Here is a 17,496-nt window from a genome sequence, read left to right on the forward strand (position 1 = left end):
ATTAGTAGGTTAAGTTTATGGTAGATTTGGGGCAAAAAAGGCGGAAGAGATTCCGCCTTTTTTATTTTTCTTTTTTTAGAGAATAGAACATAGAGTAAAGACCGAAAAAAACAGATAAAAAAAAAGACGAACACTGATGTGTCCGTCTTTTTTCTTTATTCTTTACTCTATCTTCTTATTTATCTAAAGCAAATCTTCTTGCAACTTCTGTCCAGTTGATTACGCTGAAGAAAGCTTCAATATAATCTGGTCTTCTGTTTTGGTAGTTTAAGTAGTAAGCGTGCTCCCAAACATCCATTCCTAAGATTGGAGTTCCACCGTTACCAGCAACTTCTGGCATTAATGGATTATCTTGATTTGGAGTACCTACAACTTCTAATTTTCCGCCTTTTTGAACTGTTAACCAAGCCCATCCAGAACCGAATTGTGTTGCACCCGCTTTAGCGAATTTTGCTTTAAATTCTTCGAAAGTTCCAAAAGAAGTTTCGATAGCAGCTAATAAATCACCAGTTGGCAATCCGCCTCCGTTTGGAGACATTACAGTCCAGAATAAGTTGTGGTTGTAAAAACCTCCACCGTTGTTACGAACTGCTGCGTTTGATTTATCTAAGTTGATTAAGATGTTTTCAATTGTTTTTCCTTCTAAATCTGTTCCTGCAATTGCAGCGTTAAGATTTGTTGTATATGCATTGTGGTGCTTTGTATGGTGGATTTCCATCGTACGAGCATCAATATGTGGTTCTAATGCATCATATGCATAAGGTAATTGTGGTAATTCAAAAGCCATGATATTAGGATTTTTATGGTTTATAATAATTTATTCCAAATTTAGACATTTAACTTTGTAATTGAAAATACTATTTCGTTATAATTCAATTAAATTAATCGATAAATCGATTTTTTAAAAGTTAAATACTTATAAATCTTTACTTTCCGTTGAAAGTTGTCATCGTATTTTCTAATCCGGCTGTTCCAAAAGATTTTATAATTTCAGATGCTACTTCTAAACGTTCTGGCATTTTTGCTTTTTCATCTTCGTCCCAATCACCTAAAACATAATCAACTTGCTGTCCTTTTTTGAATTCATCGCTGATTCCGAATCTAAAACGGGTGTATTCCTGCGTGTTTAATATTTGGTTGATGTTTTTGAGTCCGTTATGACCTCCGTCGCTTCCTTTTTTTCGGATGCGAATAGTTCCGAAAGGAAGATTTAAATCATCGGTAATGACAAATATATTCTCTAACGGAATATTTTCTTTGTCCATCCAGTATTTTACTGCTTTTCCGCTGAGATTCATATAGGTATTTGGCTTTAAAAGAAAAAAAGTTCTTCCTTTAAATTTATATTCTGCAAGTGAGCCTAATTTTACTGTTTCGAATGAAAGACTTTCTTTTCGGGCTAAAAAGTCTAGCACTTTAAATCCGATATTGTGTCTGGTGTTTACGTATTCTGCACCTATATTGCCTAAACCTACTATTAGATATTTCTTCATATTATCTATGTTCTCTTCTTTTTGTGTTGATGAAAACAGTTTTGTTATCCATTTTATCATGTTTGCAAAAATAGAACTAATTAAATAATTTGCCAATGTGAAAATTAGATAATTATTTACTGGTCGTAATTTAACCGCAAAGTTCGCAAAGAAAATGTTTCTCGCAGATTTAGCAGATTATAAAGATTTTCTCTTAGCATCTTAGAATCTCACTAACTTAGAATCTTATAAAAAAGATATTTTCTCACTAGCCCTGACAGAAGCGGCATCCTTTTTATCCGCTTTTTAGCGGATGAAAAGATATAGCGGATGGCAGGAATGTCGCGTCTTGAAAAAAACGGAGCGTTTCTGCTTCTAAAAAAAACAATTAGATAATTAGAGGATGTGGCAATTAAATAATTGTCTTTAAAGGGCTTCGACTGCGCTCAGCCTGACAGAAGAAAACTTAGAGCCTTAGAATCTCAGAACCTCAGAACCTTTCAAAAAAAAGGCTTCGACTCCGCTCAGCCTGACACGCTTAATATTTGTCAGACTGAGCGGAGTCGAAGCCCTCTCCTATTAAAAAAAAACTTAGAACCTTAGAACCTCAGCATCTTAGAACCTCAAAAAAAAAGCCCCAATCGAAAGATTGAGGCTTTTTGTATTGATTTGAAAAAAATTATTTTTTCTTTCCTTTTGCAGGAGCTTTTGCAGCTTTTGCAGCTTCTTGAGCAGCTTTCATAGCAGCACGAGAAATTCTTACTTGAGCAACAACAGTGTTGTCTGGGTGCATAATTTTGTACTCCGGTTGTCCAACTTTAGTAACGTATAATTTGTTACCCATTTCAAGTGGAGTGATGTCAGCTTCAACAAAATCAGGAAGATTTGCTGGTAAAGCTTTAACTTTTAATTTACGAGTGTTTAAACGTAAAACACCTCCCGCAAGAACACCTTTAGATGTACCAACGATTTTTACAGGAACTTCCATTGTGATTTCTTTATCATCAAATAATTGGAAGAAGTCAATGTGTAAAATTTTGTCAGATACTGGGTGAACTTGGATGTCTTGCAAAATTGCATTGAATGATTTTCCTTTTCCAAGCTCAATCACAACTGTGTGTGCGTTTGGAGTGTAAACCAAGTTTTTGAACGCTGCAGCGTCTGCTGAGAAGTGTACTGCTTGATTTCCTCCGTATAACACGCAAGGAACCGCTCCAGCATTACGTAAGGCTTTAGTTGACACTTTGCCCACGCTTTCTCTTTCTGATCCTTTAATTGTAATCGATTTCATTGTAAAAAAATATAGTTATTAAATAAATATTCTAAATTGCTGTAAGCTTTAGGCCATAGGCTTTAGGCTTTTTCTTCACTATATAATAAAGCTTATTGCTTATTACATTATGAATTTTCCACTGATGGAATTGTTGTGGTGCACCATGTGCATAACTTCGGCAAAAAGCGGTGCACAACTCACTACTTTTATTTTATTTGATTCTTTCTTTAACGGGATTGAATCAGTTACGATCAATTCTGTTAATTTCGAATTTTCAATTTTTTCATATGCACTGCCAGATAATATGGCATGTGTACAAATTGCTCTTACACTTAGTGCTCCTTTTTCGATCATCAGGTCGGCTGCTTTTGCTAAAGTTCCTCCTGTATCGATCATGTCGTCTACTAAGATTACGTTACGGCCTTTTACTTCACCTATCAGCTCCATAGTGTCGATAACGTTGGCTGCTTTTCTTTGTTTGTAACAGATTACTACATCTGATTCTAAAAACTTAGAGTAAGCGTATGCTCTTTTTGATCCTCCCATATCTGGAGATGCGATAGTTAAATTTTCTAAATTTAAGCTCTGCACGTAAGGCAAAAAGATTGTAGATGCAAATAAATGATCTACTGGTTTTTCAAAGAATCCTTGAATCTGGTCTGCATGCAAATCCATTGTCATGATTCTTGTTGCTCCGGCTGCAGTTAATAAGTTAGCAACTAACTTAGCTCCAATCGGGACTCTTGGTTTGTCTTTTCTATCCTGTCTTGCCCAACCAAAATAAGGCATAACAGCTGTAATATGTCTTGCTGATGCGCGTTTTGCAGCATCAATCATTAGTAACAATTCCATCAAATTATCTGCCGATGGAAAAGTTGAACACACGATAAAAACGCGTAATCCTCTAATTGATTCTTCGTAAGATGGCTGAAATTCTCCATCACTGTACGTTGACATCGTTACTTTTCCTAACGGAATTCCGTATTGTTCTGCAATTTTTTCTGCAAGATAAACACTTTGTGAACAAGCAAAAATTTTAGCTTCTGGTTCTAGGTGCGACATTATAATTTGTTGTTTTTGCTCCGCTGCCCTTGTACAATTTAGCTTCACCTTTTTGGGTAAAGCAAAATAATATAAATGCCTCGGGTGTAGTTAGTTGTGTGTGCGTCGTTTTAACGAGGTGCAAATTTATAAAATTTATTGGACACTGAAAGGAAAAATTTAAGTATTTTTAGTAGTTGATTTAATTTTATTTTTTACATTTGCACCGTGTTAAAGGAATAAGCACAGTTATGACATCATAATTACTTATTCTATTGCGTTAAAATAACTGATTTATTAGTTGTTTTTTTTCGTCTGCTAAGCCCGGATGGCGGAATTGGTAGACGCGCTGGTCTCAAACACCTGTGGGAAACCGTGCCGGTTCGACTCCGGCTCCGGGTACATTAACGGTCAAACTGTTTTTTTTAACGGTTTGACCGTTTTTCATTTCCTCTAAACCCCCGCTAACTCTACTAAAAGTACTTAATACTTCATTCACATTAGTGGTTCGACAATCTTCATTACTGAAAATTAATTTTCCCGTAAATAAAGAACCCATCAATATTCTTTTGCATTCATAATCACTTTTTTCAAACACAATATCTAAACTTGTAAGAAGTTCCAAACCTGTACTTACATACTGCTTTATAGAATCACTATCCGCTTCTAAAACCTCAATTTCCATATTAATATCCCTTAGTTCAGTATTATATCTTTCAACTATACTCTTGTATCTATCAGCGGGCAATTCATTAGCAAGTCTCATATCATCAGCATTGTCTAGTTGATTTAGTAATGTCTGCTTACGCTCAATTCTGTTTTTTAGACGAATAGCTTTATTCCCGCTTATTTGCGCTTCAGAGTCTTTTAAAACTTGCGCAAATAAATCCTTAACATTTTCATTTATTTTAAGATTTCCCAACAGACCAGAAATCTTAGCGTGTGTTTTTACAGTTGAAACTCTTGTCTTGCATTGTTCACGACAATGATAATAACCATATTTTTTAGTTCGACCCTTCGACATGCTACCAGTGATTTGACGACCACAAACTTCACAAGTAAGAAAATCTCTCATTGGGAATTCAAAATTTTCATGACTAGGCTTTAAACCATGCCATCTTTTGCCACTAAATACTTGTTGTACCTTTTCAAAGGTTGCTATATCAATTAATTGTTCATGCACTCCATCCACAATTCTAGCTACTTCTTTCTTATATTCAGGAACTATAACTTTACCTGCATAAACGATATTTTTCAACATCTCAGTAAATGAACTTTTTCCTAATTTTAGCCCATCATTTACAAGTCTTTTTCTAGTAGTTTCAATCGATTCAATGTCCATAGCTACTTCTTTAAAAGCTCTAGTAACAAAATGAGCATTGCCATTTGGAACAAGAAGAGACCTTTTTCCTTTAAAAACGCCTCTTTGATTTATTCTTCCTCCTCGATGACTATCGTACCCATAAGGAGCCCTACTTGCATAATATCCCTCTACTTTAGCTTGATAAGTACCATCTTTTGTTCTGTTTGCTATTTTTCTACGTTCAGCTTCCCCAATCGACAAGTAAAAACTTAAAAGAATGATTTTGTCTGGATTATCTGGCTCTAACCATTGTTCAGCCGCATTGACTTCAACTCCCATATTTTCAAATTGAGAAATTACATTAAATGCTTCATGGATATTTCTAGAAAATCTATCCCATTTTGCAAATAGTATTTTATCTACTTCTCTTCTGTTACCTTTTACAAATGCTTGAAGCTTGTTCCATTCTGGACGCTTAAAGTTTTTTGCGGAATGGTCTTCTCTATAAATTGCTAACACTTTATAACCTCTTACAAGGCAAAATCTTTTTAAAGAGTCTTCTTGGTAATCTAAGCTAAAGCCATTAGCCTGCTCATCGGTGCTAACTCTCAAATAGAGTATAACATTTTCTCCGTCGTTATTTATTTTGTTCATTATTTTGATTTTTAATTATTTTATGGCACACCTCTGCCAATTTATATAGTGCATTTCGGATAATTTCTATTTCTGCATCCGTGTAGCTTATTCCTTTTTTATTTAATATTTTTTTGCATTCAGTTATACTTAACACTTAGTTTCTCAGTCGTCATTTTCCTATTTTTTAATTTGACGGTGGAATATTCTCGTTATTTTTGGTCACAGCAAGACCTCGTCCAAATCAATCTCATAAACTGGTTTGGATAAATTATTCGCATAATCCTTATTTCAAAGAAATAAGGATCACGACGAATTAGACAAGATGTTTGTCTAAAAAATTGTTTTTATTGTTTTTTTGCTGAAACCACTTTTTGGAATACAAAGTGGACTGGATATGATTATCGCCTAAACAGTAAAATACTGCCCTCATACGTTTCTGAGTAAATTTCTAAAAAAGAGCTGATTTAAGAGTCAGTTTATACCTTTTTAAGGAACTTATACAAAGTTACTACTTTATTCTAAGTGATGCCAACTATTTTTCCAACAAAAATTATATTAAGCTGATTTTAGTATTGTTCTATTGTATAATTGATGCACAGTTGGAGCAAGGAATTGATTTCCATAACGAGTCTTGAAATTTAGCTCGTTGAGGTATTTGGCTATCTCTCTATAACTCATACCTTTTTCTTTGCAACTTAAAATAACAGACTGTGCCTGTCTGTTCCTATCGTTGTTAATAGCATTTTCTTTGATTACTGCAAGTCCTTTGGTTCTTGCTTCATCATTAAGGTTCTTTGGATTCCCAAGCACAGAACCACCCTTCTTCAATTCGGCTAATGCGAGTTTTGTTCTGGAACTTATAAGCTTCGCTTCTTGTTCCGCCAGAGCGCTAAAAATATGGATTGTAAAATTATTAGCTGATGGCATGTCTACAGCCAAAAACTCAATACCTGCATCCATGAGAGAACTTACAAAACTTACGTTCCTTGCTAATCTGTCTAATTTTGCAATAACCAAAACAGCATTTTCATTTTTAGCCAATTGAATTGCTTTATGGATTTCGATACGTTCACGCTTATTTGTTCCTGTTTCAATTTCAGTAAACTCATTAATAATGACACCATCTTGTGATTCTACATATTTTACGACTGAGTTTTTTTGAGCAGACAATCCCAAACCACTAATTCCCTGTTCTTTTCGGCTAACACGATAATAAGACACAAATTTTTTCATAGCTTCAATTTTTAATGTAATAAATCTTAGACGACCGTTTATGAATTATTACACTGCAATAGTCCAGGTTTTTTTTAAACTATCCTAGAAAAATCCTGGATTTCCTGGGCTCACAGGTTTTTAGGTCATTCTGGAGCACAAAAAAACGAGGTGTTAGCCTCGTTCTTTGGATTGTATCAATCGTGAAAACTCTTCAAGTTCCTGCTCCGTGAAGTTCATCGCTTTGAATGTTAATGGATATTTGACAGCTTGGGTTTTAAGTACTTGTTTTAGTTGGGATAAGCTTATTACTATTTTCATGTTCTCTTTTACCATAAATATGGTCTAAAATGGAATCGGATTTTTTTCTCAGAAATTTTTCTCAGAAATTTGTGTCCAGAATTTTTTTCATCGATTTTGTTAGCGTAGTTTACGGACAAATCAGAGCTACGGGGAAGCAATGTGTACATTTTGGGGTATAAGGTTCGGAGGTAACTAACCCTCTTAATCCTTGTTTTTGCAGGGATGAGGGGGGATTTCATGGTCACGCAGTGGTCTGTTGAGGTACATTGCTCCATTTCGTGACCCCTCGCTTTTACAGGAGCATCTGTAGCCCTATCAGAACGCAATACGGTACTTAAAGGTACATGAAATAGCTGATAAGGTTTGATTACTCTCTCTTCATTCCTCTATCATATATGTTACTTAATATCCTATAGAAAAATAAGAGCTTAATCTCAGTAATAGCAAGACTTGAGAGCATATTGCCTCCTATGGGGCTATGCGCAGTTTGTGCTATTGACCAGAGCTGGATTCTCTCTACGTTGAAGTGTGTTGCAGTTGGTCTTTCCTTTCGTTGGAATAGTATTGACAATCTTTACACCTAGGCTTGCTGTGCAACTGTGCCAGCCTTGCTAGTCTATCCTTTGTGTTTAACTGGTACGTGGGGAGTTTCCTCCAGTAGATAATCTTTGCACTTAGCCTTTTCCTTTCGTTGAAGTTAGTTTGATAATCTTTGAGTTGGATGAATCGATTTGTGTTGGAGTATTGTCTTATCCTTTAACTTGTCTTTGTGGTCATCAAGACCACATAAGACATATCTTTCTTTGTCTCTCAGTTATCCGCTGTCTACTTCCGACAGCAATAACTTATATAGTTAAGTACCGCAATATTACGGTATTTTGTTTTGCGGTATTGCTGATTTTAGTGGGTTTGTTACAATACCGTAGATGTGCGGTATTGTAAATTTTCTTGCCACTTACAATACCGCTACTTTGCGCTATCATTGATTGTTATGATGGTCATGGATGTCTTATCATAAATAACACTTCAACGACCCAACCTGTACCTACCAGTTTATTTCAATAAGTATTGACCTTATCAATGAGTATCATTATACTTGAATATAACTAGCGGAGTAAACCGCTTCAACTAAAATCCCTAGTGCTGGGATAAACAGGAGTCGACACCTGCCCAGCTCTTAGTCTAGGTCAACGACTAAAATCATAACGCTAAGATAAAGCCCCACAAGATGGAAAAGAAAAAACCAACCCAAGAAAAAAAGTACAATAGAATAACATTTCATGTAAAAGAAAGACAAGCAGGAACTTTCAGCCTAGTATCAAACACAATCCTATATAATAAAAACCTAACCCATTTCGATAAGTTGCTACTTATTAGCATCCTAAGCGATGACGATACTTACATATTTAATGTTATGACGTATGCTAATCGATTTGGGTGTAGCGATGATACCATAGGTAAATCAATCAAAAGGCTTAAAAAGGCTGGGTATATCATGCAAACCCAAGTAGATAAACGCTTCAACATGTGGACATATAAAATAAGCGAATACGGAAACCTAAACCAACAATCCAAGCAAACGCCAGAATTGGAAGCCCCAGCGGTGGAAAACACATACGACCCATCCGAGCAAATATCATCAACGGAACACGTAAGCCAAACAATACATGATTCAACCCTAACGGTTGAATCTGATGTTAAACCACTAGTTTTAAAAGACTATGCTAATTTAATTTTTGATGAGATTGACAAATCAATTATGAACGACAAGGACGTTGATATTACAAATTGCATTGAGTATTTTAAGACTGCAATTGCTAATGGCACACTTAAAAGTGCCGACCAGCTAAACGTTGAAAATATAAATCTGATAATAGAAAGGTTTATCATCAATGAACCCGTACCAGTTGCACCATCAAGAATAACTGAAACGGAATGCATTAAGATAATTGAAAACAAAATGACAGGGGGAACTGTTAACCAACGCAAAGACACTCATAAGAAGGTATTGCAATGGTTTATTGATGCACAATACAACAAGACCCATGATGAAATTGAAGCCAAAACCTTTATAACACATCACATTAGCAAAACAGCAGGTCGAGAAATTGACCAAAAATATAATGACTAAGAATAACAATTCAATTAATATTGATACCGAGTGTACTTTAAAAAGGGTTGGGAATATTGATAATACCATTTTTAAATAGATAGGTTATATTGTTATGAAAAAAATATAATTTAATCTTTACGGATCGTGCGATGCACGATTCGAAAAGATTAATAGTATAAATAAAATTCAAAATTATTAATTCGTATAAATTGTTACTAATTGAATACTTTTGTGAATCGAATAAATTTTTTAAATAGATAAATGGTTATGAAGGTTAAAGTTGTGGAATTGTTTGCTGGTGTTGGTGGATTTAGACTTGGATTAGAGGGATGGAATGGTAAATCTGCATCTAGCTTATATAAACAAAAAGTAAACTCTTCATACGAAGTGGTGTGGAGTAATCAATGGGAGCCTTCAACTAAAATACAGCATGCTTCAATGGTTTATGAAAATAGATGGGGCAAATTAAATCATAGCAATGAAGATATTGCTTCTGTTGATGTGAGCAAGATACCAGACCATGATTTGCTAGTAGGAGGATTTCCATGCCAAGATTATTCGGTAGCAACAACTTTAAAAAATTCAAAAGGATTACTAGGAAAAAAAGGGGTTTTGTGGTGGTCAATTCATAAAATTCTAAATGAGAAGGAAATCAAACCAAAATACTTACTACTTGAAAATGTTGATAGGCTTGTAATTTCTCCATCCAGTCAAAGAGGAAGGGATTTTGCAATTATACTACAAAGTTTAAATGAATTGGGATATGCTGTTGAATGGAGAATAATTAATTCTGCCGAATACGGCATGCCACAAAGAAGAAGAAGAATTTTCATTTTAGCATACCACAATACTTCGGAAACTTTCAATCAAATGTTGGAATCGGATTCATTAGAATGGATTCTTGAAAAAGGAACAATAGCAGATTCTTTTCCTATTTCAATTGATAACAAAAAAAGTTATAACGTTTTTCAATTAGATAACGATATTGTCAATATATCTAATGAATTTAACAAAGGCGGGAAAAAAAGTTCTTTTGAGAATACTGGTATTATGATTAATGGACAGGTTACAACTGTAAAATCAGTACCTAGTTATGAGGATAAGTATGTTACCCTTAGAGATATTGTTTTATCAGATAGAGTTGAAGAAGATTACTATATTAATGAAGAAGAGCTTGAGAAATGGACTTATCTTAAAGGAGCAAAAAGTCATTCAAAAGTCAATGCTGAGGGCTTTGAATACAAATATAGTGAAGGTAGTATGAGTTTTCCTGACTCTTTAGACAAGCCTGCCAGAACAATAATAACAGGCGAAGGAGGTAAGTCGCCTTCTAGATTTAAGCATGTAATTAACACCGCAAATGGATATCGTAGGCTATTACCAATTGAATTAGAGAGATTAAATATGTTTCCCGACAATCATACGGAACTAGCTGGTGTTTTGCCGACCAAAAGAGCATTTTTTATGGGAAATGCTTTAGTTGTTGGAGTTATTGAAAAATTAGGCATATCACTACAAAAAAAGATAGATGGAAGATTTTGAAAGCGTTGACAATTTAAAGGAATTTTATAGAAATTTTGAAAATTGCACTTTAAGGGATTTACATGATTATATTTCTGCCACATATCCCGAAATAATTCTTACCCCCAACAAGGGAATTGCGGGTCAAGTACTAGAAGCAATCATAGGGAATGCTCCAAACTCTAATCCTCAAGCGGATGTTCGTGGTATTAATGTAGAATTGAAAGTTCTTCCTTTAAGAGAAATAAGTAAAAAGATTCAACCGAAGGAAAGGTCTAAAATTAAATCACTAAACTATAATACCATTACTAGTGAACAATGGACTACTTCTGAAGTAAGGAAGAAAATGGAAAAGATGCTTTTTCTTCTCTATGAACATCCAACTGGGAAGACATATCTTGACTGGGAAGAATTTATTTTTAAAGGAACTCTTCTTTACGAAATTGAGCATGAAAATGAAAATCTAGTCCAAGAAGATTGGGAACAAATTAAGCTGAAAGTTGTTGATGAAATTGCCGAAAGTATTTCTGAAGGTGATGGGAAAATTTTAGGAGCATGTACATCTGGAAGTGGCAAGTTAATTCCTTATGGTAAGGATAAACTAGCAAGAGCAAAACAAAGAAGCTATAGTCTAAAGCATAGCTACATGAAATTCTTTTATGAAGAAAAAATACAAAAGCAAAAATATGCATCATTAAATTTAGTAGCAGAAATTACTCCAGAGGATTATGTTTTAAACAAACTTAATGATGAACTGCGAGGAAAAAACTTAGAAGCTGTAGTAAAGAAGTATAAAGTGGATTTTTCTCCTAAAGCAAAATCGTCTTTTCGTCTTTTAATCAATAGGGTACTAAATGTTGCTGACAACAAAAAAATACTTGAACTGGAAGAGAATGGTATCGAAATCAAAACAGTTCCTGTTGACCCAGAAAAAAAGCCTTGGGAAGCAATGTCTTTTCCAAAGTTCAGTTTAGTAGATTTAATCGTTGAGAAATGGGATATTGATGAAGATGAAGAAGAAGGAGAAGCAGTTTTTAAAAACATCATATCTAATGGGTTCATTTTTATCACTATCATTAAGGAGAAAGAAAAGTATCTTAAAGATGGCAAAATAGAAGAAAGATACAGAGACTGGAAAACATGGACAATTGGAGAATCAGTTTACTGGAAAGCTTCTGATGCTGAATTGTCCACTATTGAAGATGAATGGAAGAGAGCTCAGGAAATTGTTAAAAACGGAGTGCAAGTAGAAACTGTTATGCATGGTTCTAAACCAAGACAAAAAAACAACCTCTTAAAATCTAGCAGTACAGAAATCATACACATACGTCCTCACGCTCAAAATTCTGATGATATAGATTTGCCTTACTATGAATATACTGGAAATAAAATTAGAATCTCTTGGCAAAGCTTTTGGTTAAATAAGAGCTTTATAGAATCAAAAATCAAGGCTTAAATTAAGTTTTTGTTTTATTTAATTTATTGAAAGCATACGATAATCTCTTCAAATCCTCAATAAAAAGGTTCGACAATTCAACTGTAAAGGGTACAAAAACCTCTTCAGCAATGAAGAGGTTTTTTTGGTTTTATATTATCCCAAAGCTCAACTATTTTAAAAAAACAATGTGCTTTTCCAATTCAAAGTATTAAAAATCGATTAGTATTGACGCTAACAAAACATCATATCATTCTTCTACGATGTAAATTTTTAATCCTTTTGATTATTAAGTTTATTTCCCCTTAATCTTTAAAAAGATTAAATTATCCTCCGTATTAAAATTTCTAATTACTTTTTTGCTTTTTAGTAATTGTGCAAATTCAGTATTAAAAGGATTGTTTTCGATTTCCACGATATGTTGATCATAAATTTCAGAATATGGTTTTCCCATCAAAATTATAAAAGTTGCCAAAATATCATCGAAATCACTTGATCGTATTATTTTATAAATTGTCTCTTTATCAAGAGACAGTTCATTTAAAATCTCAATAAACTTTTCTTTATTTTCTTTGATAAATTTCAACAGTAATTCATTGTATCCATTATTAATAAAATCGAAACTATGCTTATCCATTTCAACAAACTTGAAATCAATTAACAACTCCATTTTATCAGTCGGAACACTACCAAAATCCTTTAATTTAATTTCAATTGATAGAAAACAAATTATCAAAAACTGAAAAGCTTCAAGTTTTATTCTACTATTGGCAAATTTAACAAAGAAAGGATAAGCTCTTGCGTCTCCCTTAAGGTCAAAATCATCATTAATAAGTTGTAAATAATTTACAGAGTTGTTTAAAAAGTCAAATAAATCTTCATCAATTATATTTTCGCACTTAACAAAATATGCCAAAATATTATCCCAGCTAATAGCGAGTTTTCTCTCTTTTATTAAAATATTCCAAAATTCCTTATCTTGAATTTCATTGATATCATTAATAACATGTTTATTTTTGCGTAAGATTTCCTCTCTAAAATCTATTAAAGACTCTTCATTTAATAATTTTAATAAGGCAGTTTCACTTTCATTATTATTCTCTTCTAATTTAGAATAAACATTGTTATAATAAGTTGAAATATTATCATTAATGTAATTTATTAATGGACTGCAACCCGATTCTAATATTGCAGTATAATTAGGCCTATCTAATGAATCAGAAAATTTCATATCTGAACAATATGCCATAATAAAAAATCGAATCATGTTTTCATTAATCAGATAATAATTACTTTGATAAACAAAGGGAGTAAATTCATTTTCTGCAGTTTTTAAACTAGAAAATTTTACATTTTTACTAATGATAAAATCTTTAACTTTAACAATGCTAATTAAAGGATCGTGAAATACATTTAAATCATCAAACTCAGAAATATAATTTGTCAATACATTGTTAGAATCCATTTTAACTATTTCTTCACTGGCAAAATTGATAAAAAATAGTCTAACATAACTCATTCTTTTCTCTTCTGTAAAATTTCCCTTTACAAAAATTATATCTATCAAATCATCTTTTAAATTACAAACTTTTTTAAAGAAGTAATTCACATTATTACTGCTTCCATAATGCACATATCCATCCATGAATTTTACAAATTGAGCACTTCTATTGCATATGTGATTAATTATAAGCAAAGACTTTTGATCTTTCCCTTTTTCAATTACATAGTCTAACAAGCTGAAATTCATGATTGAATCCTTCGAAAAATTCGCTTCTTTAATTTTATTTTGACTCAGAAGAGCTTTAATATCATCTAATTTATAATCGAAAGCTAAGGGTCTATTATTAGTAAAACTCAATAGAAAATCAGTATCAACTTTAGAGACATTGCCATCTTTTCTCGAAATATAAATTTCATAATCTTCGTCAATATATCCTTCATTAACTAAATATTTAACCAGATCATAATTATTGATTACATGTGTTTTCTTCTTTTCAATTTTAAAGATTCCATCAATACAATCGAAATTTAAACAATTATCATAATAACTTAATGTAATTAAGTCTTTCAATCGTTTTGAAGAATAGCTGGCTATTTCAGCTTTCCTTCTTTCGATATTTTGATTCAATTGAGAGGAATTGCTTTTTTCTTTATTTAAAATAAATTTTAATCGTTCATCATAAGATTTTTTATTTTCAAATGAAGTTTCAATATCTTTAAATGAAATACCTGTCTCCGTTTTTATAGAATATTCACCTATCAAAGTGATATTTTTACTTTCCTTAAAAATCTCAAATTTCTCGTCAGAACCAAGTTTTGCTACCGATAATCTTTCATCAAAATATGGCATTCCTTTATTTGACAAACCTTTTTTATCAACTAAATCAAAAAATTTAAATATATATAAAGCTTTTAACTCGTAAATATTACTAAGAGTTTCTTTTTGGGAATCATCCTTTATTTTCTCATAATTTGTAATTTCTTCTTCTAATAGTTTAATTTTCTCGGCGAATAATGTACTTACATTTCTAAAAAGATTATATACAAATCCTTTACGATTATTTAGATTTTCAAAATCAGCAGGCTCTACATTTTTATAAACTATTATGGCTAATAATTTTTCACCTGCTAACTCTTCTCCCAAAACTTTTTTATATACAGTATACTCGTTGATTATTGAGTTCAAAAGTCTTTTATCAGTTAGATACCTTGAAACTTCTTCCAAAAATGTTTTATCCACACCTGAAATGTTGTCGATTAAGGTTTTACTGGAATTAGTATAATTTATAATAGGTATTACAGGAATTATAAAATCAAAAAATTTAGTTCTTTCGTCTTCTTTAAAAATATCATCATTAACAGCGTATATAAAAGTAACTTTGCCCCTTTTTTTAATTGGCTCGTAATTATTAATTAGTTGATTAATCTCTCTTAATTTAATAAAGATTAAAGTTTCCTTGTACCTATCAAGGTCTTCAAAAAAAACAACCTCTATTTTTTTCCTTTCAAAAAAATAAAGAATTTCATCTATCTCATTTTCAAAACTAATGGTTTTCTTGTCCTGATTATTGTCTACATCAACTTCACTAAATTTAATTTTACTAATTTTAAAATTTAAAACAAAATTCATTAATATATACAAAACACAAAAGCTTCCTAAACTAAAAATAATTAGGTAAATTAGTTTAATATATTCCTGATAATTTTGAGAGTAAAAAATTTCGCACAACAACTTATTTCCAGAAACATATAAGAGGGAAATTAACCAAAGCGCAAAAAGGAATGTCTTTGTCTTAACCCATTTTTGGTTGACAATTCGTTTAAAACGTGATTCCGGAATTGTATCATGCTCAACGCTATAAAACAATTGTTTAAGTATACATAGTTCAATTGCTTTAATATCCTTAAGTTGCTTACCATCGAAAGTTGCTAAAGAAATATTTAAACATTCCAATTCTGAAAATTTGTTTTCGAACGTTGAGATAATTGAACTTTTCCCAGAACCATACGATCCTGTAAGTGCCACATTCTTAACTTTTGGATTATCAACACTAAATTTCATAATATCGCTATACTTGTCTTCATTATCATCAAGTATAACAGGAGAAAAATCTTTTAAGTTATCTTCATTCGAAAATTTATTTTGCAAATAATTTCTTTTATACCAAAAAGCAAATTTTCTAAAAATGATTATTGGCTTATCTTTAAAAATAGTATAGACTATTGAATTTGATGTTTTTTTTGTATTTGGTTCTTGTGAATTACTTTCCTTTGAATCTTCATTCTTTGATTTACTCATGGTTTTGGAATCTATTTTTGTTTGCAATATATTCAAATATTCTCGTTGTTTTAACAGTAAAAACCCCTAATAAAAATTAATTAAAGCAAACATATTAGCGAATTTAAATTCCTGCACTAAACAAACTTAAAACACTTACATATTTAAAACCTCGCAACTCGCTTCATGCAAAACCGGAAAATTGCAAGAATTTGCAATAAAACATAATTGATTTGCCTTAAAATGTAAGTCTAAAGCCAATTCTATTTGATCTGGATTTGAGATTTTCACTTTCGGAAATAATTTTACTTCAACAAAACGTCCGCTTCCATCTGGAGAAACTTCGAGTGTTGCTTCGGCATTGTCTGAATATTCATGAACTTCTATTCCATTTTGAGAGCAAACATATAAATAGGACATCATGTGGCAGGAAACCAAACTGCTTAACAACAAATCTTCAGGATTATATAACGACGGATCGCCTTTGAAAGCTTTGGCTGCTGAAACGTCTAAAGTTGGTTTTCCTTCAATTTTAATTTGATGGGTTTTGCTGTAGAATCTTTTAGATAATTCCTCAGTTTTTGAAATCCAATTTAATTGTGCCTTAAATAAATGTTTAATCGACATACTTGTTTTATTTATGATAAATAATTCTTCCTTTTAAACATTTAAAGTGTATCCACAGATTCTATTTTATCAATAAACCATTTCTCATTTACTTTTTTCAAAGAATATTTATAAGTGATCCCACATATAGGAAGATAAAACTTAACTTCAGAATTAAATTCTCCCTTTTGATTAACAACATATTTACTTTTGTCAATATTTGGAAGATCTTCTTCAAAAGCTTCTTGGGTAAAAAAGAAACGGTCATAATCAAATCCATAAGGTGGTCCATCATTCTCCGGATTTTCTTTAAAATATTTTTCACCTTCTATAAATATTTGCTTTTCATTTTTAAGAAAGTTCTCTGTCAAAAAACCACTTTTTTTTAACTCAACAATATATTTTTCAACCTCACTGAAATTTACAAAATAATTTTGCGGTTCTTCGTTTTCAGCTACATTCGCTCCTCCTCCAATAGTATTAAATTTATATAATGTATTTACATTTTTAATATACCATTTCATGAAACTTTTGACTAATTCGATTTCCTCTTTTGCATTAATACCAGAATTAACCTCTTCTTTGTTTACTGAATCACTTTTAACGATAGAGCCGCTTTTTAACTGATTGCTATCCTTATTTTGACAACTTTGAATAAATAAAATTAAAATAGGCACACAAATGATTATTCTTTTCATGATCAAGTTTTTAAATCTTTAAACAATCCTTCAAATGTAAAGCAGAATGATCGAAATAAAAAAACCTCGAAAACATTTAAATTTCGAGGTTTCTTATAGTAT

The 17,496-nt window shown here is 32.0% G+C and carries 11 protein-coding genes and 1 tRNA gene; 4 read left to right on the plus strand and 8 right to left on the minus strand.

All coding sequences use genetic code 11. The features are described from left to right. Positions 1-175 precede the first annotated feature (175 nt). From GKZ88_RS19385 to GKZ88_RS19400, 4 genes are all read right to left on the minus strand, one after another. On the minus strand, positions 176-787 hold the full coding sequence (locus GKZ88_RS19385) for a superoxide dismutase (RefSeq protein WP_155103974.1): 612 nt from the start codon (positions 785-787) through the stop codon (positions 176-178). 139 nt (positions 788-926) lie between these two features. After that, a complete protein-coding gene (gene pth / locus GKZ88_RS19390) occupies positions 927-1,553 on the minus strand; it encodes an aminoacyl-tRNA hydrolase (RefSeq protein ID WP_155103975.1) in 627 nt (208 codons plus the stop codon). 598 nt (positions 1,554-2,151) lie between these two features. Further along, entirely contained in the window at positions 2,152-2,763 is a 612-nt protein-coding gene (locus GKZ88_RS19395; protein WP_155103976.1) for a 50S ribosomal protein L25/general stress protein Ctc, read from the minus strand. 102 nt (positions 2,764-2,865) lie between these two features. Continuing rightward, complete coding sequence (locus GKZ88_RS19400) at positions 2,866-3,807, minus strand: ribose-phosphate pyrophosphokinase (RefSeq protein WP_155103977.1); 942 nt, start codon at positions 3,805-3,807, stop codon at positions 2,866-2,868. A gap of 301 nt (positions 3,808-4,108) precedes the next feature. Between GKZ88_RS19400 and GKZ88_RS19405 the strand changes: the two genes are divergently transcribed. Next, positions 4,109-4,188, plus strand: a tRNA-Leu gene (locus GKZ88_RS19405). 2,092 nt (positions 4,189-6,280) lie between these two features. Here the strand turns inward: GKZ88_RS19405 and GKZ88_RS19420 are convergent. Next, the gene (locus tag GKZ88_RS19420; RefSeq protein ID WP_155103978.1) at positions 6,281-6,958 is read right to left on the minus strand and encodes a recombinase family protein; all 678 of its coding nucleotides are present in this window, start codon (positions 6,956-6,958) and stop codon (positions 6,281-6,283) included. 1,510 nt (positions 6,959-8,468) lie between these two features. On the opposite strand from GKZ88_RS19420, the gene GKZ88_RS19425 reads away from it, so the two are divergent. The 3 genes from GKZ88_RS19425 (at position 8,469) to GKZ88_RS19435 (ending at position 12,330) form a co-directional block, all read left to right on the plus strand. Further along, a complete protein-coding gene (locus GKZ88_RS19425; protein ID WP_155103979.1) occupies positions 8,469-9,371 on the plus strand; it encodes a helix-turn-helix domain-containing protein in 903 nt (300 codons plus the stop codon). Positions 9,372-9,620: 249 nt separating this feature from the next. Continuing rightward, on the plus strand, positions 9,621-10,895 hold the full coding sequence (dcm, locus tag GKZ88_RS19430; RefSeq protein ID WP_347343900.1) for a DNA (cytosine-5-)-methyltransferase: 1,275 nt from the start codon (positions 9,621-9,623) through the stop codon (positions 10,893-10,895). Further along, positions 10,882-12,330, plus strand: coding sequence for a MutH/Sau3AI family endonuclease (locus tag GKZ88_RS19435; RefSeq protein WP_155103981.1), 1,449 nt, complete (start codon positions 10,882-10,884; stop codon positions 12,328-12,330). The genes dcm and GKZ88_RS19435 overlap by 14 nt, the downstream gene beginning before the upstream one ends. A gap of 274 nt (positions 12,331-12,604) precedes the next feature. Here GKZ88_RS19435 and GKZ88_RS19440 read toward each other — a convergent pair whose 3' ends face one another. From GKZ88_RS19440 to GKZ88_RS19450, 3 genes are all read right to left on the minus strand, one after another. Then, positions 12,605-16,111, minus strand: coding sequence for a hypothetical protein (locus tag GKZ88_RS19440; protein ID WP_155103982.1), 3,507 nt, complete (start codon positions 16,109-16,111; stop codon positions 12,605-12,607). Positions 16,112-16,246: 135 nt separating this feature from the next. Further along, positions 16,247-16,717 carry an OsmC family protein gene (locus GKZ88_RS19445; protein WP_155103983.1) on the minus strand — a complete coding sequence of 157 codons (471 nt, stop codon included), beginning with the start codon at positions 16,715-16,717 and terminating at the stop codon, positions 16,247-16,249. A 41-nt stretch (positions 16,718-16,758) separates the two neighbouring features. Next, on the minus strand, positions 16,759-17,394 hold the full coding sequence (locus GKZ88_RS19450; protein WP_155103984.1) for a hypothetical protein: 636 nt from the start codon (positions 17,392-17,394) through the stop codon (positions 16,759-16,761). Positions 17,395-17,496 lie beyond the last annotated feature (102 nt).

The sequence above is a fragment of the Flavobacterium sp. LC2016-01 genome, from assembly GCF_009711135.1.
GTDB lineage: Bacteria > Bacteroidota > Bacteroidia > Flavobacteriales > Flavobacteriaceae > Flavobacterium.